This window comes from Clostridium sp. DL-VIII, assembly GCF_000230835.1.
GTDB lineage: Bacteria > Bacillota > Clostridia > Clostridiales > Clostridiaceae > Clostridium.
Window position 1 is genome coordinate 2,602,750 of record NZ_CM001240.1, and the last position, 20,779, is coordinate 2,623,528.

General features: G+C 29.4%; 29 protein-coding genes and 2 pseudogenes. 20 read left to right on the plus strand and 11 right to left on the minus strand.

Annotation, left to right across the window (positions count from 1 at the left end):
- Window positions 1–115: 115 nt before the first annotated feature.
- Both rpsD and CDLVIII_RS11945 read right to left on the minus strand, forming a co-directional pair.
- Window positions 116–715, minus strand: coding sequence for a 30S ribosomal protein S4 (gene rpsD / locus CDLVIII_RS11940; protein WP_009169708.1), 600 nt, complete (start codon window positions 713–715; stop codon window positions 116–118).
- 279 nt (window positions 716–994) lie between these two features.
- Window positions 995–1,381 (minus strand): metal-dependent transcriptional regulator, encoded by a 387-nt coding sequence (locus tag CDLVIII_RS11945; RefSeq protein WP_009169709.1) that lies wholly within the window; start codon window positions 1,379–1,381, stop codon window positions 995–997.
- Between the two features lie 496 nt (window positions 1,382–1,877).
- Between CDLVIII_RS11945 and CDLVIII_RS11950 the strand changes: the two genes are divergently transcribed.
- The 7 genes and pseudogenes from CDLVIII_RS11950 to CDLVIII_RS29270 all read left to right on the plus strand — a co-directional run bounded on the left by CDLVIII_RS11950 (window position 1,878) and on the right by CDLVIII_RS29270 (window position 4,499).
- Entirely contained in the window at window positions 1,878–2,168 is a 291-nt protein-coding gene (locus CDLVIII_RS11950; protein WP_009169710.1) for a DUF2325 domain-containing protein, read from the plus strand.
- A gap of 661 nt (window positions 2,169–2,829) precedes the next feature.
- Window positions 2,830–3,012, plus strand: a pseudogene (locus tag CDLVIII_RS31965) (hypothetical protein).
- Window positions 3,013–3,087: 75 nt separating this feature from the next.
- Entirely contained in the window at window positions 3,088–3,324 is a 237-nt protein-coding gene (locus CDLVIII_RS11960) for a DUF3791 domain-containing protein (protein WP_009169712.1), read from the plus strand.
- Complete coding sequence (locus CDLVIII_RS11965; RefSeq protein ID WP_009169713.1) at window positions 3,321–3,818, plus strand: DUF3990 domain-containing protein; 498 nt, start codon at window positions 3,321–3,323, stop codon at window positions 3,816–3,818. The genes CDLVIII_RS11960 and CDLVIII_RS11965 overlap by 4 nt, the downstream gene beginning before the upstream one ends.
- A 1-nt stretch (window position 3,819) precedes the next feature.
- Window positions 3,820–4,020 (plus strand): hypothetical protein, encoded by a 201-nt coding sequence (locus CDLVIII_RS11970; RefSeq protein WP_008422406.1) that lies wholly within the window; start codon window positions 3,820–3,822, stop codon window positions 4,018–4,020.
- 61 nt (window positions 4,021–4,081) lie between these two features.
- Entirely contained in the window at window positions 4,082–4,306 is a 225-nt protein-coding gene (locus CDLVIII_RS11975; RefSeq protein WP_009169714.1) for a DUF3791 domain-containing protein, read from the plus strand.
- The gene (locus CDLVIII_RS29270) at window positions 4,293–4,499 is read left to right on the plus strand and encodes a DUF3990 domain-containing protein (protein ID WP_009169715.1); all 207 of its coding nucleotides are present in this window, start codon (window positions 4,293–4,295) and stop codon (window positions 4,497–4,499) included. Before CDLVIII_RS11975 ends, CDLVIII_RS29270 begins: the two co-directional genes overlap by 14 nt.
- 35 nt (window positions 4,500–4,534) lie before the next feature.
- Here the strand turns inward: CDLVIII_RS29270 and CDLVIII_RS11980 are convergent, their stop codons facing one another.
- The 7 genes from CDLVIII_RS11980 to CDLVIII_RS29870 form a co-directional block, all read right to left on the minus strand.
- Window positions 4,535–4,756, minus strand: coding sequence for a tyrosine-type recombinase/integrase (locus CDLVIII_RS11980; protein ID WP_035301747.1), 222 nt, complete (start codon window positions 4,754–4,756; stop codon window positions 4,535–4,537).
- Between the two features lie 81 nt (window positions 4,757–4,837).
- Window positions 4,838–5,017: a hypothetical protein gene (locus CDLVIII_RS31240; RefSeq protein WP_186005561.1), complete on the minus strand. Its 180-nt coding sequence runs from the start codon at window positions 5,015–5,017 to the stop codon at window positions 4,838–4,840.
- A 47-nt stretch (window positions 5,018–5,064) separates the two neighbouring features.
- Window positions 5,065–5,280: an IS66 family insertion sequence element accessory protein TnpB gene (tnpB, locus tag CDLVIII_RS29865; RefSeq protein WP_083825338.1), complete on the minus strand. Its 216-nt coding sequence runs from the start codon at window positions 5,278–5,280 to the stop codon at window positions 5,065–5,067.
- 75 nt (window positions 5,281–5,355) lie between these two features.
- Complete coding sequence (locus tag CDLVIII_RS11985; protein WP_009169716.1) at window positions 5,356–5,676, minus strand: hypothetical protein; 321 nt, start codon at window positions 5,674–5,676, stop codon at window positions 5,356–5,358.
- Between the two features lie 299 nt (window positions 5,677–5,975).
- Window positions 5,976–6,266 (minus strand): LysR substrate-binding domain-containing protein, encoded by a 291-nt coding sequence (locus CDLVIII_RS32505; RefSeq protein ID WP_050816258.1) that lies wholly within the window; start codon window positions 6,264–6,266, stop codon window positions 5,976–5,978.
- A complete protein-coding gene (locus CDLVIII_RS32510; RefSeq protein ID WP_050816259.1) occupies window positions 6,251–6,589 on the minus strand; it encodes a LysR substrate-binding domain-containing protein in 339 nt (112 codons plus the stop codon). The genes CDLVIII_RS32505 and CDLVIII_RS32510 overlap by 16 nt, the downstream gene beginning before the upstream one ends.
- 131 nt (window positions 6,590–6,720) lie before the next feature.
- Complete coding sequence (locus CDLVIII_RS29870) at window positions 6,721–6,873, minus strand: LysR family transcriptional regulator (RefSeq protein WP_083825339.1); 153 nt, start codon at window positions 6,871–6,873, stop codon at window positions 6,721–6,723.
- Window positions 6,874–7,066: 193 nt separating this feature from the next.
- Between CDLVIII_RS29870 and CDLVIII_RS11995 the strand changes: the two genes are divergently transcribed.
- The 8 genes and pseudogenes from CDLVIII_RS11995 to CDLVIII_RS30670 all read left to right on the plus strand — a co-directional run.
- On the plus strand, window positions 7,067–7,723 hold the full coding sequence (locus CDLVIII_RS11995) for an aspartate/glutamate racemase family protein (RefSeq protein WP_009169717.1): 657 nt from the start codon (window positions 7,067–7,069) through the stop codon (window positions 7,721–7,723).
- 25 nt (window positions 7,724–7,748) lie between these two features.
- On the plus strand, window positions 7,749–9,386 hold the full coding sequence (locus CDLVIII_RS12000) for a D-aminoacylase (RefSeq protein WP_009169718.1): 1,638 nt from the start codon (window positions 7,749–7,751) through the stop codon (window positions 9,384–9,386).
- 51 nt (window positions 9,387–9,437) lie between these two features.
- A complete protein-coding gene (locus CDLVIII_RS12005; RefSeq protein WP_009169719.1) occupies window positions 9,438–10,124 on the plus strand; it encodes a DUF5058 family protein in 687 nt (228 codons plus the stop codon).
- A 26-nt stretch (window positions 10,125–10,150) separates the two neighbouring features.
- Entirely contained in the window at window positions 10,151–10,813 is a 663-nt protein-coding gene (locus tag CDLVIII_RS12010; RefSeq protein WP_009169720.1) for a hypothetical protein, read from the plus strand.
- A gap of 25 nt (window positions 10,814–10,838) precedes the next feature.
- Window positions 10,839–12,008, plus strand: a complete 1,170-nt coding sequence (locus CDLVIII_RS12015) for a PLP-dependent aminotransferase family protein (RefSeq protein ID WP_242835984.1) — start codon at window positions 10,839–10,841, stop codon at window positions 12,006–12,008.
- A 28-nt stretch (window positions 12,009–12,036) separates the two neighbouring features.
- Entirely contained in the window at window positions 12,037–12,966 is a 930-nt protein-coding gene (locus CDLVIII_RS12020) for a 2-dehydropantoate 2-reductase (protein ID WP_009169722.1), read from the plus strand.
- Between the two features lie 230 nt (window positions 12,967–13,196).
- Entirely contained in the window at window positions 13,197–14,660 is a 1,464-nt protein-coding gene (locus CDLVIII_RS12025) for an amino acid permease (RefSeq protein WP_009169723.1), read from the plus strand.
- Window positions 14,659–14,805: pseudogene (locus CDLVIII_RS30670) on the plus strand (family 1 glycosylhydrolase); the annotation flags it as partial. The gene CDLVIII_RS12025 and the pseudogene CDLVIII_RS30670, both read left to right, overlap by 2 nt.
- 315 nt (window positions 14,806–15,120) lie before the next feature.
- Here the strand turns inward: CDLVIII_RS30670 and CDLVIII_RS12030 are convergent.
- On the minus strand, window positions 15,121–15,474 hold the full coding sequence (locus tag CDLVIII_RS12030) for a dihydroxy-acid dehydratase (protein WP_083825340.1): 354 nt from the start codon (window positions 15,472–15,474) through the stop codon (window positions 15,121–15,123).
- Window positions 15,475–15,648: 174 nt separating this feature from the next.
- Window positions 15,649–16,539 carry an AEC family transporter gene (locus CDLVIII_RS12035; RefSeq protein WP_009169724.1) on the minus strand — a complete coding sequence of 297 codons (891 nt, stop codon included), beginning with the start codon at window positions 16,537–16,539 and terminating at the stop codon, window positions 15,649–15,651.
- Between the two features lie 401 nt (window positions 16,540–16,940).
- Here CDLVIII_RS12035 and CDLVIII_RS12040 point away from each other — a divergent pair, with 401 nt between their 5' ends.
- From CDLVIII_RS12040 to CDLVIII_RS12055, 5 genes are all read left to right on the plus strand, one after another.
- Window positions 16,941–17,855, plus strand: a complete 915-nt coding sequence (locus CDLVIII_RS12040; protein WP_035301750.1) for a LysR family transcriptional regulator — start codon at window positions 16,941–16,943, stop codon at window positions 17,853–17,855.
- Between the two features lie 165 nt (window positions 17,856–18,020).
- Window positions 18,021–18,164, plus strand: coding sequence for a diguanylate cyclase (locus CDLVIII_RS29875; protein WP_083825341.1), 144 nt, complete (start codon window positions 18,021–18,023; stop codon window positions 18,162–18,164).
- Between the two features lie 414 nt (window positions 18,165–18,578).
- Window positions 18,579–18,887: a hypothetical protein gene (locus tag CDLVIII_RS12050; protein ID WP_035301751.1), complete on the plus strand. Its 309-nt coding sequence runs from the start codon at window positions 18,579–18,581 to the stop codon at window positions 18,885–18,887.
- A gap of 1,098 nt (window positions 18,888–19,985) precedes the next feature.
- The gene (locus CDLVIII_RS30445; protein ID WP_008422364.1) at window positions 19,986–20,159 is read left to right on the plus strand and encodes a hypothetical protein; all 174 of its coding nucleotides are present in this window, start codon (window positions 19,986–19,988) and stop codon (window positions 20,157–20,159) included.
- On the plus strand, window positions 20,159–20,722 hold the full coding sequence (locus CDLVIII_RS12055; protein ID WP_009169726.1) for a zeta toxin family protein: 564 nt from the start codon (window positions 20,159–20,161) through the stop codon (window positions 20,720–20,722). Before CDLVIII_RS30445 ends, CDLVIII_RS12055 begins: the two co-directional genes overlap by 1 nt.
- Window positions 20,723–20,779: the final 57 nt, after the last annotated feature.

Below are 20,779 nucleotides of genomic sequence, written 5' to 3' on the forward strand. Positions count from 1 at the left end.
TTTATATAAAAATAAATCAAATGTGAATTGCATACTTCTTAATTCTACTTAAATATAATGACAACTAAATATTTGCAAATCAAATACTTAGCTGTCTTTAGCTTAAATTAAATTTTTAACTTAATTTTGAATAAAATTCAACAATTAATGAATCATTAACTTCAATGGGAACTTCATTTCTAAGAGGATATCTTAGAAGAGTACCCGAAAATTCATTTGCATTTTTATCTAAATATGGATAAGTATTAATAATATTAGATAAAAAATTATTTTTAAAAGTTTCATTTCTTTGGGATTTTTCTCTTAAAGTAATTAAATCTCCTATGCTGACACTAAATGATGGAATATTTACTTTGTTTCCATTTACTAAGAAATGGCCATGTACTACCATTTGACGTGCGCCAGCTATTGAATTTGCAAATCCTAATCTGTAAACAATATTATCAAGTCTGCATTCTAATCTTTTAATTAAAGAATATCCAGTTTGTTCTTTATCTTTTAGAGCTTTTTTTACATAATTAGAGAACTGTTTTTCCATGACACCATAATATGCTCGTAATCTTTGCTTTTCTAACAACTGAGTTCCATAAGCAGAAAGTTTTTTCGCATTTCTAGCACTACCATTATTAGCTCTTTTCATTGCATTAGGATGACCAATTACATTTAATCCTAATCTTCTACATAATTTAAATCTTGGTGTTCTCATTTTTGCCATAATAATTATCATCTCCATACAGAAATTTGCCGCGATAAAATTAAGCCTAAAAATAATATAGCACAAGATAAAAACAATGTAAATGAAATTCATTATCAATTATTTCTTTGAGAAGAAATCAGTATTTTAACTATGGAAAAGCAATTATTATTATAGCTTACCGCTTTGCAACAATACAAAATGAAAATTAAATTTTAGTCCTTGATGATGGAAACTTGACTCCTTGCCTCACAAATAATAGGAAATTAGTAACGGAAAAGTAAAATTAAATACATAATTTTAAGATGATTTAATATTAAGAGTATTTTTATTAACATATTTTTTTATAGCTTTAAAGCTTTCATTGCTTATAACATGTTCAATTCTGCAGGCATCTTCAGCAGCAGTTTTAGGATCTACGCCGAGAGCTTCTAACCATTGAGAAAGAAAAGTATGTTTCTCGTAAACCATACTTGCTATTTTTTTGCCTGTATCAGTAAGGTGAATATATCCTTCATTTGTCATGGTTATGTATTCTTTTTCGCGAAGATTTCTCATAGCAACACTTACACTAGGTTTTTTAAAATTAAGCTCAGTAGCCACATCAATAGAACGAACTACAGGCAGAGTTTGGCTTAATATTAAAATGGTTTCTAAATAATTTTCAACTGATTCATTTGTATTCATGTAAAAACCTTCTTTATTGCATATTTAATTTGATTAAAATTTGTTTGTTAATTAAATAAGTATATCATAAATTTATATATAACATCAAATTTAGAATAATGAATCATAATGCATTGGAATATAGGATTTATTCTTTAGAATGGGATGAATTTATATTACATTTATTCCATAATGAGCATCAAACAAATAATAGTTTTAGCTTAATAATATAATTTGGAAAAGGTGCAATTGAAGCTTATAGACAACTTGTAAAAAATATATTAAAATAGCATTAGTTAGTCAAAACTAACCGATATTATTTTAATATACAAATTATGTTGAAAGAATATCTTAGTAATAATATTGTTAGAGTTATTTATGACTAATTTTATATGAATAATAATAAAAATAATGGGAATATATAAATTTATGAATGAGTTAGTCAAAACTAACTTGTGCGATTTGCTTTAAAAATAAAAAATATCTAAAAACATATTGTATGAGAGGAGGAAAAAAAATGAGTATTGTAATAATTGGTGGGCATGATCGAATGGTATGTGAATACAAAAGAATATGCAAAGATTACAATTGTAAGGCAAAAGTATTTACTCAAATGCCTAATAATTTAAAAAAGCAAATTGGAAGACCTGATTTGTTGGTAGTATTTACGAATACTATATCACATAAGATGATACAGTGTGCTTTATCCAAGAAAAATGTAAACGAAGCTGAACTAATAAGATGTCATACTAGCAGTGGAAATGCATTAAAAAAAATATTAGACTGTAAATGCTGTAAAGAGCATTAATAATACTAACCAAAGTAACTTTATAGCCCAAGTCTATCTAAACCAAGTAATATGACGATTCACCAAAATTAATGGTGCCGCTGGCCGGATTCATAAGGAGCTTGTTCACTAATATTCAGTAATGCTTAAAAAGCGCATGGTTATGCCGTTTTATATGTAGACAAGTAGTTTCGATTTTTAGTGGTTTTTCGTGCCGTAGTGGGAAAAATAGTGGGAAAATTATCGTTTGTAGTTAAGTGATATCAATGATTGAAAGAAATTAAAAAAATAAAATCAGATTTATTATAAAATAATAAGATATTGAATCAAGAAGGTATACCATTTTAGTGGTCAAGATAAAGTTCAAGATGATGGTCAAGATGGTGGTCAAGTTGAAAACACGAATGAAACAATTAAATTTTGAGTAGTAAGAAGAGTAAGAGAAGAAATTCAAAGATTATGTTAGATAAAAAAATATGATTACTCTAGAAAAAATCTTAAAGTTATTATTAGAAAATGACAAAGCAAAGATGAATTTTCTAGATAAACATAATAGTAAAAATATTTGTTTGAAAATAGAAGGGAATATAGATCAATCTTGTGAATGCAATAGATAAAACTGTTTATATTAATAATTTCTTAGGCTATAATATAATAAAGATTTATTTTTAGAGGAATTTCAATGGAAAATATAAATGAGAAAAATAATAATTTATATGAACAGTTTTTAAAATACTCATATGCCGATTTAAAAGAATTGTTTAAAAAAGCAAAGACAAAAGAGTAACAGGACTTTTATATTTCTTTATCTGATTTGGTGTTGCAAAGGGAACAAGAAAGAGTACTAGGTAAAAATAATATTTAGAATAAAACTGTGATATATAAAAAACATCAAAAACAAATATTATTTATATTAAAGTAAAAATGGTGGTGTGAATAAATGTTTAGTGGAAGAGATATTACAGATGAACAATTGTATTTTGCAATATATTGCATAACTGCCTTAAGCCGAAATTTAAATATGGATCCCAGTGATGTGTATAAACTTATTTCTGAAAAAACCAATATATTGGATGATTATATAATTAAATATTATGATACATTGCATACTCAAGGTGAAGATTATATAGTTAGTGAAATTGTTCAATTATTAAAAGGTGAGGAGTTAGAAATATGATAGTTTATCATGGATCTAATATTGATATAAAGGAACCTAAAATAATACAATCTAACAGGGCGCTAGACTTTGGATTTGGGTTTTATACAACTACATTTAAAGAGCAAGCAGAAAAGTGGGCCATTAGAAAATGTACTAATTTTAAAGGTGAAATTGAGGAAAAGCCAACTGTATCAATATATGAATTAGATTTAGAATTGGCGAAAAAGGATTATAAAGTACATGAGTATGAAGGTGTTACAAATGAGTGGCTGAAGTTTATATTGATGAACAGAAAGGATATAAACTCAAAATCTCCGTATGATATAACTATTGGAGAGGTAGCTGATGATCAAGTATTTGCTACAATAAATCTTCTTTCAAGAGGATGGATAGATATTAGTGCTGCAACTCAAAGATTAAAATTTAAATTACCTAATAATCAGGTGTGTATTAACAATCAAGAAGTTATTGAACAATGTTTAAAATATATTGGTATGGAGGTAGTAAAATAAGATGAAAATGAATGAATATGATGAAATTATGGTTATGCTTGTAGATGATATTATTGAAAATATAAGCAACCTAAAATCTATAAGTAAGTATGAATCAATGAAATTATTTTACACATCGCCTATATGTAAAATGCTTTATCAAAAAAATACAGGGTTGTATACGCAAAGTGCTGCAAGTATAGCGTATAGATGTATTAATTAAGGGAAAATAAGGATGATATTATTTAATTGTTAGAATCAATTCATTATGGAAGGAGAAACAGATGAATAGTACTGAAAATGATAAGAATTTATTAATAATAGAGGCTGTTGAAGGTTTTGCATTTAATCATAATATAAGTAGTATCAATGCATTTAAAATATTTGAAAAATACGATTTATTTAAATTAATCCGCTCCCAATATGATGTTTTACATACTCAGAGCCTGGAAGAAAGTATTGAGTTTATTGAAGATGTGGTTAGGAGAAAAGAATATGTTAAGCAATAATGAACTAATGCTATTTCATGGAACTAATCAGCTATTTTACGAGGTGGATTTAGAAAAATCTAAGAATAAGCGTGATTTTGGAAAAGGATTCTATACTACTACATTGGAATTACAAAATACTGAATCTGTTTTATGGGCTGAAAGTTCTGAATTCATAGTTGATGAATTGTTTAGAGAATGGGAAAATAAATAATTATATAATCCTAAATTAGGCTAGTTATTTCTAGCCTAATCAAACATACAATTAATTTTCTCATATTCCTTCTTATTCTTATCTTTATTAATCTCGGCATAAACAAGCATAGTCATTTTAATATCAGTATGGCCAACCCAATCCATAACAGTACGTGGATTTATATCTTTACTTAGGCAGTTGGTTATAAAGATATGTCTTAAACTATGGTAATGTATATCTGTTTTAATTCCTACCTTTTTTAATGTGATTTTCAAGGCCGGATAAATTATCTTTCTTTCCTAAATGAGAAGATGATTTTTTTCTTGTATATGTAATTTCTTCAATGGAAGGATCATCTATTTTAAGATCACTGTTTTTTTCGGCATCATTAAAAAGTGAGAGCTGTCTTGAATCAACTTGTTCACTAGATTGTCAAAAATTTTTCTGTTTTTATTAAGAATCTGTCCTTTAAGAAAAGATAATTGCTTTTTTAAATCATAAATTTCTTTATCTTTTGATTCGATTTCTTTTTCCATTTTAGAAATCAATAATTATGTTTTTTCATCAAGCTGATTTTCTAAATCTAAAATATCCATTCATATACCTCACAACAAATATAGGCATATTTAAGCGCTTCATCTAGAGTCAGTGGCCATTTTAATTTATTATTTTCAAGTCGGAAATAGTACAACCAGAATCCTTCATCAAAGTGAAGTATTTTAATTCTATTAATTTGCCTATTACAGAAGACAAACAAAGCTTTTTCAAACGGATCCAGCTTTAGCTGTGTTTGGACAATTACACTAGTCCATCAATGCTTTTTCTTAAATCTGTTATTCCACACGCAAGATAAACTGTATTAATTTTGTTAAGATTAAACATTTGTAATAAGATCCTTAAGTAAGGTGCTTAAAGCTGCCATTTCATTGGCCGGTACATATATTTTAGCATTTCCTATTTCTATTCTTATATTGGGTCTATCAGTTGGAACTACAGTGATTTCAGTTTTTACTCTTTCTTCACTAATGGAAATTGCATGAAACTTTATATTATCTTCTTTTTCAAATTTCTTTCTATAATAATAAAGCTGACCTTTAAAAATGTGATTTATGTTGCAAAAGCTTACCAACGTTCCTTCGTAAGAAGAAAAAGCTGCAATCATTTCTCTCCAATTTATATTTTCATTATTATTCATATAGGTAACCCTCCTTGTTAAAACTACTATGTTAATTTTAGCAATGGAGACTCATATTTATCTATACGTTAATTTTTTTACGCTTACGCAAAAGCAACGCAAATTTCACAGTTTGATTTGATATTAGAAAAAGAAAGCAATTGGATGATTGTTGGATGACATCCTTTAGAATTAGAATGTACGAAAGTATAGATGGAGCTGTCACACTAGCAATTTTTTAAATTGGATAGCCCCAGGCTAAATAGACAATGAAAAAGTATAATGCTTTTTTTAACACTCCATTTTATAGGGCTTTTTTGTTATATATGACGTTCATTTAAAAAATGTGATTTTAGAATAGACAGAAAAAAATCCATTGCGGGTGTAATCCATTTATTTTTATGTAAAATGCAGTATACTGGAAGTAATTCAGAAACTTGTAAATTGGGAATTTCTTTAAGAATACCATCTTCTAATTCTTTTTCTACAGTAAATGATGGTAATAAAGATATTCCAAGATTACTTGCAACACTTTTTTTCACTGCTTCTATACTCCAAAATTCAAATGTATTTTCCAAAATTAAGTGATTTTTATTTAAATAGCTTTCCATGATATCTCGATAAATATTTTTATGATCATTAATAATATAATTAGTAGCACAATGTTTTTTTCTCCTATAGGGTCTAATATAGAGGAATCAAATGCAGGAGAGGCAATTGCAGTTAATGAGTAATCGCTTAATTTGGCTTTTACTTCAATAGAATCTGGGTATTTTGTATCATAATGAATAGCAAGATCAGATTTTCCTGCAGTTATATGGGAAATAATATCTTGGCCATTCAGAGCTTGCAGGTATAATTGTACATGTGGAGCCTGAGCTTTAAAATCCCGTAATATAGGCTGCATTCTATATACAAGAAATGATTCTGGCATAGCAATTGTAAGGTGACCTTTAAGCTCATTTATACTTTTTCCATAGTCTTCAATATAATTTATGTCATTAATAATGTTATTGATATATGGAATAATAGCTTTTCCATATTGATTTAATATCTTTTTTCTTCCTATTTTATCAAAAAATGTATGCCAATTTCTTCCTCTAATTGACGAATATGAAATGTAATAGCAGCTTGAGAATACCCGAGTTTCTCAGAAGCCTTTTGAAAGCTTCCTTCTTCTACAATAGTTTTTAATGTTATTAAACTTTTTATTTCCATTCTGATGCCTCCTAAGATAATAGTTTAATAATTTTGAACTATTAGTTTAAAATTATTAACTATACGGTACTATTCTATTCTGCTATTATACAAATAAGAAGAAGAACTTTCAAGAAAATAAATTAAGTAATAATTTTGCAACGGTGCAGATAAAACAATCTGTTCCGTTGCTTTTTTTGGAATGGAGGTAAAAATGGAGAGTGATATATTGAAAATTGGTGTTATAGCAGGAACAGATATAGATACACATATGGGAGTAGTTTTTTTAAGAGCTCACGGGATTGATGCTAGAAGTTATCCGGTAGCTAGAGAGGCACGAGAACAAACAATATTTCAGATGATGCCGCAAAATGAAAAAAAAGAGAGAATAAGAAATTTGATAAAAGATATTAAGGGGGAAGGAATTTCTAAAATCATGATTAACTGTAATTCCTTAAGTGCTTCTGTGGACATGAACTGTCTATCAAAAGAGGAAGCTATTACAATAATAACACCTTTGCACGCATATAAAAAGATAGCTAAGAATAAGAAAGTAATAGGTGTATTGGCAGGAAATAACCAAGCATTGGCAGGGATTGAAAGAAGCATAATGGAGGAAAATCCAAATTCAGATGTATTTGGCATGGCAATGCTTCCTCTTGTGGTTGATGTAGAAAATAAGTTACTGCCAGAAGAAATTATTGAAAAACATAATATTAAAAGTTTACTCGAGTTCTATGAATCTAACGGGGTAGAGAGCTTAGTGTTAGGATGTACACATTTTCCTTATTTTAAGGAAGCTTTAGAGAAAATAACAGACATATGTGTTATAGACCCTGCCAGCATTGTTTTAGAACTACTTATAAACTAAAAAATATGGAAGAAAGGATATAAATATGAAAATAAAACTGATTAATTGCAAAATAGTTGATGGAACTGGAAATAATACCTATGTTGGAGATATACTTATTGAAAATGAGCGCATTGTAAAAATTGGAGATTGCGGTGATATGGAGGCTGATCATATTATAAACGCAGATGGATACTATGCAGCACCTGGATTTATTGATGTTCATACTCATTCTGATTTAAGTGTCTTATATGATGGAAGTGCTGAAAACAGAATTTATGATGGAGTAACAACAGATGTATGTGGTAATTGTGGAGTTGGGCCTGCTCCAGTAAGTAAAAAATATAAGGATGAATTAATGAGCTATTTGAAGACTAGAATGGTAGGAAATATTGATGCAGACCTTGATTTTCATTGGGAATCTTATGAAGAATATTTAAATTATATGGAGGCAAAAGACATTGCAGTAAATATGGTGCCTATTTTAGCAGAAGGTGCGGTAAGAATTTCAACAATGGGATTAGAACAGAGAGAAGCAACACAAGAAGAATTAGAAACCATGAAAAGAGAAGTTCGCAAAGCAATGGAAGCTGGAGCTGTGGGCATGAGTAGTGGTTTAATTTATTTGCCAGGAGCTTATGTACCAAAGGAAGAAATGATAGAACTTTGTAAAGTTGTTGCTGAATATGATGGATTTTATACAACCCATGTCAGAGATGAAGGCGATAAAGAAGAAGAAGCTTTTAAGGAAGCTTTTCAGGTGGCAAAAGCTTCAGGGGCAAGATTAAATATTTCACATTTGAAGTTATTAGGAAAGCAAAATCATAACAAAACAGGTAAAATATTTAAATTAATTGCTGAAGCAAAAGATAGTGGTCTATGTGTTACCTGTGACCAGCATCCATATAATACAGCAATGACTTCATTATTGGCAATGTTACCTCCATGGGCATCAAATGGAGGAATGAAAAATTTATTAAATATAATTCAAATGCCAAAAGAGCAGGAGAAGATGATGCATGATATTAATAATGGCATTCTTGGCTGGCAGAATGTATTAAAAGCAATAGGAGGTTTCAAGCATCTTATTATATCCACAATAGTAAAAGAAGAAAACAAATGGATGGAAGGCAAAAGAATGTCTGATATTGCAAGGAAATTAAATATATCTAATGAAGAATTATTTTTTAAATTGTTATTAGAAGATGAGGCTAGAACACTGGTAATAGTTGAAGGTTTGAGTCAGGAGGATGTGGAAATAATTGCTTCAAGACCTGAAATAATGATTGGATCTGATTCTGCTACTTTATCTAAGAATGGTCCACTTTCAAAAGGAAAACCTCATCCAAGGGGATATGGCAGTTATGCACATTTTTTAAAGAACTTTGTGCGTGAGAAGAAGATTATTTCATTAGAAACAGCAATTAGAAAGATGACAGCATTGGCAGCAGAACATTTACATATTAAGGATAGAGGATATTTAAAAGAGGGATATTTTGCAGACATAGTTGTATTTAACTTGGATAAAATAAAGGATAATGCTACAATCACTAATCCAAGAGAGTACTCATCTGGTTTTGAGTATGTATTAGTAAATGGAAAACTGGCTTTAGAAAATGGAATTCAAACATCTGAAAGAGCAGGGAAAGTACTTAGAAGAGATAACAGTAAGTTTATATCATAGCAAGCCAAAGATAAAAATTATTAACTATAAGAATAACAAGGAGGAAAAAAGATGAATGTATCAATAATAAAAGAAAGCTTAGGCTTATGGATTACATGTGGAATAATGATTAGTGTTATTTTGGTTCAATCCACATTGTTCTTGCTGGAAGCAAAAAAGGAAGCAAAGAAAATTGGGATTTCGAAAGAAAAAGTGGAGGAAACGATTCGTGTTTCTGTAATAACTTCAATTGGACCAGGACTTGCACTTGCCGTTATGTGTATAGCTTTAATGGCGGTGATGGGAACTCCTACTTCCTGGATGCGTATAAGTGATGTTGGAGCTGGTCGTACAGAATTAGCACTTGCCAGCATGGTTAAAGACATGGTGGGAAGTGGAGAAAACAGTGATCTTAGAATATTTTCTTATGGTCTATGGGCACAGGCTGTTGATGTAGCTGGATGGCTTTTAAGCTCAATGATACTTATCTGCAGCATGGAGAAGATTACAAATAAGATGAATGAAAAACTAGATCCAAAGTGGATAAAGGTTTTAACAGGAGGCGTTTTGGTTAGTTTATTCTCATATTTAACAATTAGTCAAATATATCAAAAACCAAGTCCGTATACAATCTCTACATTATTTGGTGCAATATGTATGTTTACATTGAATAAGATATTTTCAAAAAATCGTAGAATGCAGGAATTTTCATTAGGTATTTCTATGGTGGTTGGCGTAGTAGCAGCCATGTTTATTTAAGATTATTAAAAAGAGGAGAGATAAATATGAGTTTTGAAAAAAAATGCATGAAATTAGGTATAACAACGATGACTTGTGCAGTGATTGCTAATTTTATTCCAGCAATTTATGTATGGATTGCTTATGGTGTTACACCTCCAATGCCAGATATGGGTGCAATTTTCAGCATGGTTGCTGCATCCTTTGCAATAGGATGGATTGTACAGCCTATAACTTATTATCCGGCAATTGGAACAGGTGCAAGCTTTTTAAGCTGGACAACGGGAAATGTTGCAGAACTGCGTATGCCTGTAATAGCTTCAGTTCAGAAAGCTACTAATGTAGAAGGTGGTACAAAGGAAGGAGATGTTATTTCAACTATGGCAACTGCAATTAGTAATTATGTAACTGTTATATTAATTACCATATTTTCTATAGCAGGAAAAAACATACTTTCATCCCTTCCAGAATCAGTTGTAAATTCTTTTGGATATCTCGTACCAGCACTATTTGGAGCATTAATATGTGATTACCTTATGAAAAATATTAAGTATAATGGAACCTTGTTTATAGGTGCAATTATTTGCTTCTTTGTATTTATCAAATTAGGCTTATCAAGCATATGGATTATTTTATTGACTGTTGTCATAAGCATGTTTATTTCCAGAGGAGTTTATGTGTTTGACACAAAGAAAAGGCACAATTTATGAAATATAAGGAGGACTAAAATTGAATATGAAATTTGCAGAGAGAACAAAACATCTAAAAGAATCAGCTGTTAGAAATCCACTTTTTGATCAACCGGGAATGATTTCTTTTGCTGCAGGGAAACCAGAAAATATAATTTTTCCCATAGAACGTTTGAAAAAACTGGTACCTTTTGTTGTTGAGAATTATGACTACGAAGCTTTTCAGTATGGTAATACATCAGGAATGGAACCTTTAATAGATTTCATTAAAAATACTATGATGCCTCGTGCTGGAGTAATTGAGGAAACAGATATTGTAATTACCTCTGGGTCACAGCAGGGGATTGAATATTCTGCCAGAATATTTCTCAATGAGGGAGATACTGTAATTTGTGAAGAACCTAGTTATACAGGAGCTTTTGCCGCATTTGCTTCATACAGTCCTAATTATGTTGGAGTTCCGGTAGAAGAGGATGGTATGAATATTGAGACGATTGAAAAAGTATTAAAAGAACATCCGGAAGCAAAAATTATATATACGATTCCTGATTTTCAAAATCCGTCGGGTTGTTGTATGAGTGTGGAGAAACGTGAGAAATTGGCCAAGTTGGCCAAGCAGTATGAAGTGTTTGTCATCGAGGATGCTCCATATAGAGAATTAGTATTTGAAGGGAAACCATATCCAAGTATTAAAAGTTTTGATACAGAAGGATGGGTTATTTATCTTGGAAGTTTTTCAAAGATTTTTTGTCCGGGACTTAGAATTGGATGGATTAGTGCTAGTCAGAAAGTTATTAAAAAATATTTTACGGTAAAGCAAAATATAGATTTACATTGCAGTACATTTGATCAGTTGATTATTGCAGAATATTTTAAGAAATATGACTTAGATGAACATATCAATGGTCTTAAACAGGTATATCGAAAGAAGAGAGATCTAATTGTAGATGCTATCAAAGCATATTTTCCAGCCGATATTTCTTATACTGTTCCTAATGGTGGGTTTTTCATATGGATAAAGCTAAAAGAATCCATTGATGCCAGTGAATTATTATTAAAGGCAGCGGAAAAAGAAAAAGTTGTATTTTTATCCGGTGAAGGGTTTTTTTCAAAACCTGGAGTAAAGAACTATATTCGTTTAGGATATTCGTTTATTGAAAAAGAGTTCATAGAAGAAGGGGTTAAGCGTTTGGGAAGAATACTTTCGCAAAACTAAAAAATTAAATTTAAAGGGGATAAACTTTATGAAAATTACAATACTTGGTGCAGGGGCAATGGGTACACTTTTTGGAGGAAAATTAGCTTTGACAGGTAATGATATTTCTTTGCTATTTCATTCCACTGAAGCAGCAGAACAGGTCTCTAAACAGGGAATTATTTTAAAAGATGATGTTGGAATTCAAAACGTTAAAGTGGAAGCAATTACTTCGAATGAAGTAAAAGAGCCGATTCATATGTTGATGGTATTTACAAAATCTCAGCAGACAAAAGAAGCTGTTGATTCTATAAAGCAGTGGATTACTCCGGATACATATATTATATCATTACAAAATGGCTTAAACGGATTTGAAAATCTTATTTCATATGTAGATAAAGAACACATGATTCTTGGAGTAACCAACTTCCCAAGTGATCTTATAAAAAGAGGTCATATTGTATCTAATGGAAGAGGATATACAAAAATTGCGAGGGCAGACAATAAAAAAGATGATACGTTATTAGAGTTTAATGAGAAGCTAAATGTTGCAGGATTTAACTGCTCTATTGAAGAGAATATCTTTGTTGATATTTGGGAAAAAGCTGCGTTTAATATAGCAATAAATACAACAACTGCTATTTGCTGCACAACCTGTGGAGATATAGGTGAAGTAGAAGAAGGCAGGCAGATGGTTTATGAACTTGCAGATGAAGTTGTTAACGTAGCTAATAAATTAGAAATTAATGCATCAGCAGTAAAAGTAAAAGATACCTTGACTAAAACTTTTTCAATTCACAAACATCACTATACATCTATGGCACAGGATATTCTTGAAGGAAAGAAAACAGAAATTGAAGCTCTTAATGGCTATGTTATAAAGAAGGCTAAGGAACTTGGAGTAAATGTACCAGGTATAGAAATGACACTACGATTGATTAAAGTGTTAGAAAATAGAAAAGAAAGAGTTAAGAACTAAAAAAGAGTATTATATTCCCTAAAAAAAGTCAATTTAAACAAAGGAAAATAATTAAGAAAAGCCACAGAATTCTTTTAATTCATTAGAAAATATAAGAAAAATTGTTAATCTACTATGTGTCTTATTATTTTATGTGGTAACATTTATTATTTCATAGTGGAAGAAAATATAAAAGCCTAACGGCTAAAAAGTTAGGCGAATCAACGCTTGCGGAATTCCGCAAGCTACTAATGCATGTATGCAATGATAAGGAGGAATTTTATGATATAAACTTATTCACGGTTATTATTATCGAAAATATGAGAAAGGCAGGGAGATATATGGCTTCAGAAAACAAAATGATAATTAAAAACGAATCTCTAGAAAGAGGTTTGAAAAATAGGCATATTCAAATGATAGCAATTGGAGGAGCAATCGGTACAGGACTTTTTTACGGAAGCAAAGGTTCCATTGTCGCAGCTGGACCTGCTGTTTTGTTATCATTTGCTATTGGTGGGATTATTGTTTTTTTAATGATGAGAGCTTTGGGAGAAATGTGTGTTTCGGAACCTATATCAGGCTCTTTCAGTGCATTTGCATATCGTTATTCAGGCAAATATTTAGGTTACATCTCAGGTTGGACATATTGGCTTATGGTAATATTGGGAAGTATGGGGGATGTTACTGTAGCCGGAGTTTATGTGAATTTTTGGTTCCCACAGGTGCCAGCTTGGCTGACAGGTCTTATATGCTTAATATTTTTGACGGCAGTTAACCTTATTACAGTTAAAGCTTTCGGTGAGTTTGAATTTTGGTTTGCAGGTATCAAGGTTGTGACAATTATTACCATGATATTATTTGGAATCCTAATTATATTTTTTGGTGTCGGGAATGGTGGAGTCCCTGTAGGATTAACTAACCTGACAGGTCATGGCGGTTTTATGCCAAATGGAATATCAGGCATAATGATGGCACTGGTTATGGTAACTTTTACATTCATAGGAGTAGAAATGGTAGGTGCAACTGCAGGGGAAGCCAATGATATAGAAAAAACTTTTCCGAAAGCTATTAATAGTATAGCATGGCGAATCCTAATTTTTTTCATAGGTGCAATTTTTGTTGTAGTCGCTCTATATCCATGGAACGATCTTTCTTTTAAAGGCAGCCCTTTTGTTGCGGTATTCAGTCGAATGGGTATTCCGGCAGCTGCATCTATAATTAACTTTGTTGTTCTTACTTCAGCATTATCATCTATGAATAGCTGTCTTTATGTTTCTTCTAGAATGCTTTACAATCTTTCATTACAAAAAAATGCACCGGAGTTTTTAAGCAAGGTAGGTAAAAAAACAAAAACTCCATATGCTGGGATTGTTTTGAGTTCAGGCGTAATACTACTTGCGGTTATTGCAAATTATATTATTCCAGAAAAAATATTTAGTTATATTTCAGGGTTGGCTGTTGTTGCTGGTTTAACTGCATGGACTACTATAACATATACACAGATGAAGTTTAGACGTGCCAAGATGCAAAGTAATGAGCGAATTGCATTTAAAATGCCTTGGTATCCATACTCCTCTTACATAATATTCGGATTTATTGCTTTGGTTGTAGTCATGATGACTATAAGTTCTGATACTAGACCTATTATTTATGCAGCACTTTTCTGGTTCATATTTTTGAGTGTTATTTATAAGTTTTGTTTGAAGAAAAAATAATACTGCTGAACGTAAGAAAAGATATGGTTTCATATATATAGATAGACATGATGATGGTAGTGGGACTTTAGAAAGATATAAGAAAAAGAGTTTTTATTGGTATAAAGAAGTTATTGCTACAAATAGAGAAATTTTAAAAAGATAAAATAAAGATAATTAAAATGTCAATGATTTTTAATTATCTTTATTTCAAGCTTTTGAAGTGCGATAACACAGTTTTTTCATTATAATTATATCTGTGCCATTCCCTATATGATGTATTTAGATTTTTAGTGAAATTATTATATAGGGAATGGTCTATTTATTTTCTTGAAATTTTCGTAGCTTAAGAATATAGTCTACTAAAAAGTAACATAGTATTAGATTGTTGTAGATTATTTTTATAATAGAAATTTCTGTTTAACTGATGATTTAACGTATTACAGCTCCTGTATCGGCAGATGAAACTCTAGATGCATATTTAGCTAGTGCTGGCTTCATTGGCTTCATCCATAGAGTTGAATACTTTGGCAACTCCTTTAAAGTAATGCATGTTTTTTGCAACGTCAGATTGTTTTACTACAGCACCTTTAGGTGCTAAATTTCCGTAAAGAACAGCAAGTCCACCTTCTGCATTTTTACGAGCAGATAAAGTATATAGAACATCATTTTCTAATAAAGGAGTGTCTTTAATATTTTCTATGATTGTATGTCCAGTTACAGTCATGTGATTTAGTTCTAATTTGCTTTCAATAGCTTTTAAAATAGCAGTAACTCCACCGCAGGCATCAAGTGCAACAAGTGGATATTTTCCAGATGGCTGTAAATTGCAGATAAAAGGAACTTCTCTGCTAAAGAGGTCAAAATCATCTTAGAAAAATTAAAATATGTATATATGTTCATAGCAAATCCGCAGGTTATTGCAAGATAAATGCTAAACAAAAAAAGTTAACAAGAAAATTTTATTTATAATATGTCTATAGGAACTAATGAAATATATTTTATGTTTTTAAAAAATAATCACTAAAAGTGGAATGGTTATAAAAGAACATATTGTAGAAATAAACATGCCTTTACTTACCAATTCTACATTACTATTATAGTCAGCACAAAGCATTGATAAATTTCCTGCAGTAGGCAGTCCACATAAAATAACTGTGATACCTGTTATTACTGGATCACTTATAAGGCTATGTAAAATTATCCAGGTTAATAAAGGATATACTAAAATTTTTAAAATAGTATAAATATAAATTTTATGATCAGTAAAAATACTATTAATTTTTACACCAGCCAATGTAGAACCTATTATTATCATAGCTAATGGAGTAGTAATAGAACCTATATTTTTTAATATATTGGTGATAAATTCGGGTACAGATATTTCAAATATGAAAATTACTAATGCAGCTAGAGCTGAAATAATGCCCGGATTAATTAGACTTTTTAACTGCATCTTGCCAGAGTTATTTTCTTTCTGCAAGACGGAAACTCCATATGAAAATAAACTAATATTAAATACCATCATAAAGATTGAAACATAAAATACATATTCTTTACCATATATGCTGGAAATAATAGGAATACCCATAAAGGCTAGATTGCTATAATTTAACATTAATTCATAAGTTCTTTCTAACTTGAGTATTTTTACTAAAAAAATACTTACAAATGGAGTCACTACAAATACTAAAATGGCAACTAATAATACTTTAAAAATGCCTATCTTATCTTCAATATTTTGTCCAATTGCAGAACTAAGGATTGTAGCTGGAATTGCAATGTTTGTAATAAATTTAGAAAAATATTTATCACTAATAGTATCCATAATTTTTGTAATCTTTGCTAAATAACCAATTGCCATGAGTCCAAATAATAATAGCATCTGTGAAATAATCATAATTAATACTTCCTCTCTGATTTTTGGGATAAAATATTTATTTGTGTATATATGTTCTGAAAAAGTTTATTCATCTAAATTTACTGTGTACTTTTAAAGATGCAGACAAGTCGACTTTGCATTTTATGAATTTTCTTTATTAGAATATATATATAATAAAATAAAAATGCATTTGAATTAGTATCAAACGCTTTTGTTTGATTAAAGTATAAAATATATATAAGAAGAACTCAAACAGAAAAAAGTTAATGAAAGTAAACTAAATAGTTGATTTAGCTTTAAAATATAAAAACTATAAATATAGAATTCAGGAAGAAGAAAGTTGAAGTTAATAAACTCCAAAGTTGATTCATACTTGAAAATAACATGCATATCGTTGCATAATGGAAGTGGTGATAAATGTGAATAAACGAGAATTAAATTATTTTTTAAAAGTTTATGAATATAAGAGTATAAAAAAGGCAGCTGAAAATCTTTTTATTTCATCTCAAGGGCTAAGTAAAACCATTAAAAATATGGAGGCTGAATTAGAGGTGAAATTATTTACGCGTACAACTCATGGAGTCAAGCCAACAATATATGCAAGTAAACTAAAAAGAAGAGCTGAAATTATTATTACAGAATTCGAAAATATTGGTAATGATATACTACTTGAAGAGGAAGAAATAACAACTGTACTCCGTATAGTATCTACCTATGGAGTACTAAAGTATCTTACACTGGATTTTGTTCAAGATTTTTATGTTAAATATCCTAACATTCGTTTAAATATTGTAGAATATCCAGAACGTCCAATTGAAAATATGCTTAAGGAAGAGCAGGTTGAAATAGCATTCTTGCCCGGACCTATTGACAATACAAATTTTGAAGCTAAGTTTTGTACAACTCACAAACATTGTCTTATTATTCACAAGAGTAATATTTTAGCACAAAAGAATTTTATTACTTATGATGATTTAAGAGGTATTCCATTAGCCATCAAAGGAAGGGAATTTAATATATATTCTAGTAATATTAATCGATTCATAAAAAATAGAGTTAATCCTAATATACTGTTAGAGACTTCGGAAGAAAATTTGATTCACGAAGTAGCAAGAAGGGACTTAGGGATTGGAGTATCTCTAGATTTTATTGCATTTGCAGACAAAAACAATGATACAGTAATACGCCCATTTGAGGATAAAGATTGCGTGAAGGATGTTTATTTAGTAAAGAAAATAGGAAAGAATTTAAGTAAAGAAGCCCAGTATTTTGAAGAATTTACAATGGAATGGTTAAAGAATAATCGAGATATACTTTTTAAGTGGTTTATATAGAGTGGTTATTTAATTATTTGTAAAAAATAAAAATGATATAGTGGAATATGTATCAAGGACAAGTATTAATATAGAATTAGGAAAACACATTGAAATATTAACAGGATTATACAAGAATAGTTATTTGTTCTAAAATGTACATAAGTTAATAAAAAGTATGGACATGTGACCGGAGATTTAATATTAAAAAATATTGCAGATATACTAAGAAAAAATATTACATCAGATATGTTTGTATGTAGATATGCTGGAGATGAAATTGCAATATTAACTTCATATAATCGAGAAGACTGTAAGTTATTTTCTTAAAAGCTGATTTTAGATATAAGAAAGTATGAATTTTTACAAAATATTCAAACTTCAATATCTATTGGTATTGCTGATTATAATTCTAAAAATATCTTTAATGAGAATATGATTGGCATAATAAAAAAATTAATAAATACCGCAAGTATAGCATTAACAAAAGAAAAGCAATAATAACTTAGTTATAATATAAAATTTATAAATGATGGCAATGTATAATTAATAGTAAGAAACATTAATTTATGAAATTGACTCTAAAAAAGTGGAGACATTAGCTGTGAAAGATGATGAAAATAGAACATAAATAATATTTATTTCACCTGCACCGATTATTTCGGTGCTTTTAATTATGGACTTTAGTCTGTTGAGCTCGCGCGCGTGCGAAACATAAAACCACCTGCTATGCGGGTGGCTAACATGTGTTATACAAAGAAACTCACTTTTCCGAGTTATAATAGAAGTGTTCAAGCTACTATTAATAGAAGAGAAACTAATATAAGTAATTATGTAGCTATATTTACAGAGGATTTTATAACAGATCAGTCAAGAATAAATCAATGGAAAGCATTTTTAAAGAGAATTAATTTAATTGATCAATTAGAATATTCAGCAGTTATGAATGTTTTAGAAAAATTTTTAAAACCAATAGCAGAAGGTATAATTGAAGAAAAGAATATTCCACATAAATGGAACAAGGACAATTTAACATGGATATGCAATGAATAATTAAATTATATATTAGGCGAAGAGTTAGAAAAGTGTGATTTACATTATTTGTATTTTAAAGATATATATGCAGCAGTAAAATATATATTTAATATAATGGTAGGAAGAATTAAAACTTCCGACATTCTTCCTACCATCAGCAAAATATAATAAAATAGAATTTAATATAGTAAATTATTCCATGTGTTTTAAAACAAGTTATATCAATAACTACAGAGTATTATAAGATGCGATAAAGTACAATAAAATATGCTAATTTTGGAATACAGAACTCGGCTTATGGTTTATCGAGAACATTAAAATAAAATCAACAGCCTAAAAGATTTGAAAAATGTTTTTTAACTTAATAGTTTTCTTCATTTATTATTTCTATCAGAAATAATAATAAACTTTGTGCAAATAGTAATTAAAAAATATTTAATTTTATGTCAGAAGAAATTTATTAATAAAGTTATCATTAATATATTTTAACAATTAATGTTAGCTGTAATTACAATTATAGCTAATATTATTTAATGCCCAAAAGGAAAATATTAAGATAAGATGGATTTATAACTAGAATATTACAAAACGTTGTAAATGGCATGATTACAGGGTTTAGAGAATTAATCTCTGGCAAATATAGGATTTGCTGCAGAAGTGGGAAGCACATAAAAAAAGCCATACTACAAGGTATCTAAACCAAGTAATATGACGATTCACCAAAATTAATGGTGCCGCTGGCCGGATTCGGAAAATAGAGATTTAGTTAATATTCACTAATCGCTAAAGAGCTTACAATATAAGGGCTGGAAAGTATTTGGGTTATTTTTACATTTTGTTATTTGTTACTACCGTAGCAACAAAAATAGTAACAAATTTTAAAACTTTTATTATCCTCAGTAGCTAGATTAATTCTAACTACTATTTTTGATTTTGAGAGAAATTACTGTATTTATAAATATAATCATTTAATTAGAATTGCTAATGAAGTAATATAGAGAACTTTGATTTCAAGTTTTAAGCAGATTAGATATTTAGAATTTAGGACAAAATGTTTATATTAATAATCGGTTAGTATATAATATAATAAAAGTATTATTTATCGGAGGAGTTTCTATGGAAAAGATAAATGAGCAAAATAATTTGTATAATCAGTTTTTAAAATATTCATATGCAGATTTAAAGGAATTGTTCAAAAAAGCAAAGACAAAAGAGGAACAAGATTTTTATATTGCTTTATCTGAAATAGTACTGCAAAAGGAACAAGAAAGAGTAATAGGTAAAAATTAATGGCTACTTATACTATATTCGCAGGGGTAAATGGAGCAGGAAAAACATCAATATATGAATCTATTTACTATGAAAAAAATAAAGATGAAAAAAGAATAAATACAGATGAGATGGTAGCAAGAGTGGGCTCATGGAAAGATAATAATCTTCAAATCAAATGTGCAAGGGAAGCTGTAAAGCTTATAAATTACTATATAAAAAATGATATATCATTTAATCAGGAAACTACGCTTGCAGGTAAAAGTATAATTAAAAATATAGAAAAAGCAAAACAAAAAGGTTTCTATGTAGTTATAAACTATATTGGAGTTGATACACCTGATATTGCTAAAGAAAGAGTGAGAATTAGAGTATCAAAAGGTGGACATGGAATACCAGATGAAGCTATAGAAAGAAGATATTATGAATCATTGGAAAATTTGAAAGAAATATTCAATATATGCAATGAAATAAGTATATATGATAATACAAACAAATTTAAAGATGTAGCCTATGTATGTGATGGAATAATTAAATGGAAAAAGGATATAATTCCTGAATGGAGTAGGTATATTTTAAGATAAGACTAGCTTAGTATCAATATTAAGCTAGTCTTTTATTATAGAAATTAATCGAAATTT

Coding starts and splice junctions, on each gene's coding strand:
- CDLVIII_RS32510 (WP_050816259.1), bottom strand. CDS start 6,589: ATGCCAGAATCATTTCTTGTATATAGAATGCAGCCTATATTACGGGAT.
- CDLVIII_RS11975 (WP_009169714.1), top strand. CDS start 4,082: ATGAATAGTACTGAAAATGATAAGAATTTATTAATAATAGAGGCTGTT.
- CDLVIII_RS12010 (WP_009169720.1), top strand. CDS start 10,151: ATGAGTTTTGAAAAAAAATGCATGAAATTAGGTATAACAACGATGACT.
- CDLVIII_RS12025 (WP_009169723.1), top strand. CDS start 13,197: ATGCATGTATGCAATGATAAGGAGGAATTTTATGATATAAACTTATTC.
- CDLVIII_RS12005 (WP_009169719.1), top strand. CDS start 9,438: ATGAATGTATCAATAATAAAAGAAAGCTTAGGCTTATGGATTACATGT.
- CDLVIII_RS12055 (WP_009169726.1), top strand. CDS start 20,159: ATGGCTACTTATACTATATTCGCAGGGGTAAATGGAGCAGGAAAAACA.
- CDLVIII_RS11970 (WP_008422406.1), top strand. CDS start 3,820: ATGAAAATGAATGAATATGATGAAATTATGGTTATGCTTGTAGATGAT.
- CDLVIII_RS12000 (WP_009169718.1), top strand. CDS start 7,749: ATGAAAATAAAACTGATTAATTGCAAAATAGTTGATGGAACTGGAAAT.
- CDLVIII_RS11950 (WP_009169710.1), top strand. CDS start 1,878: ATGAGTATTGTAATAATTGGTGGGCATGATCGAATGGTATGTGAATAC.
- CDLVIII_RS31240 (WP_186005561.1), bottom strand. CDS start 5,017: ATGGAAAAAGAAATCGAATCAAAAGATAAAGAAATTTATGATTTAAAA.
- CDLVIII_RS11960 (WP_009169712.1), top strand. CDS start 3,088: ATGTTTAGTGGAAGAGATATTACAGATGAACAATTGTATTTTGCAATA.
- CDLVIII_RS32505 (WP_050816258.1), bottom strand. CDS start 6,266: ATGGAAAGCTATTTAAATAAAAATCACTTAATTTTGGAAAATACATTT.
- CDLVIII_RS11995 (WP_009169717.1), top strand. CDS start 7,067: ATGGAGAGTGATATATTGAAAATTGGTGTTATAGCAGGAACAGATATA.
- CDLVIII_RS30445 (WP_008422364.1), top strand. CDS start 19,986: ATGGAAAAGATAAATGAGCAAAATAATTTGTATAATCAGTTTTTAAAA.
- CDLVIII_RS11965 (WP_009169713.1), top strand. CDS start 3,321: ATGATAGTTTATCATGGATCTAATATTGATATAAAGGAACCTAAAATA.
- rpsD (WP_009169708.1), bottom strand. CDS start 715: ATGGCAAAAATGAGAACACCAAGATTTAAATTATGTAGAAGATTAGGA.
- CDLVIII_RS12035 (WP_009169724.1), bottom strand. CDS start 16,539: ATGATTATTTCACAGATGCTATTATTATTTGGACTCATGGCAATTGGT.
- CDLVIII_RS12015 (WP_242835984.1), top strand. CDS start 10,839: ATGAAATTTGCAGAGAGAACAAAACATCTAAAAGAATCAGCTGTTAGA.
- CDLVIII_RS11985 (WP_009169716.1), bottom strand. CDS start 5,676: ATGAATAATAATGAAAATATAAATTGGAGAGAAATGATTGCAGCTTTT.
- CDLVIII_RS29270 (WP_009169715.1), top strand. CDS start 4,293: ATGTTAAGCAATAATGAACTAATGCTATTTCATGGAACTAATCAGCTA.
- CDLVIII_RS11945 (WP_009169709.1), bottom strand. CDS start 1,381: ATGAATACAAATGAATCAGTTGAAAATTATTTAGAAACCATTTTAATA.
- CDLVIII_RS29870 (WP_083825339.1), bottom strand. CDS start 6,873: ATGGAAATAAAAAGTTTAATAACATTAAAAACTATTGTAGAAGAAGGA.
- CDLVIII_RS12020 (WP_009169722.1), top strand. CDS start 12,037: ATGAAAATTACAATACTTGGTGCAGGGGCAATGGGTACACTTTTTGGA.
- CDLVIII_RS12050 (WP_035301751.1), top strand. CDS start 18,579: ATGTGTTATACAAAGAAACTCACTTTTCCGAGTTATAATAGAAGTGTT.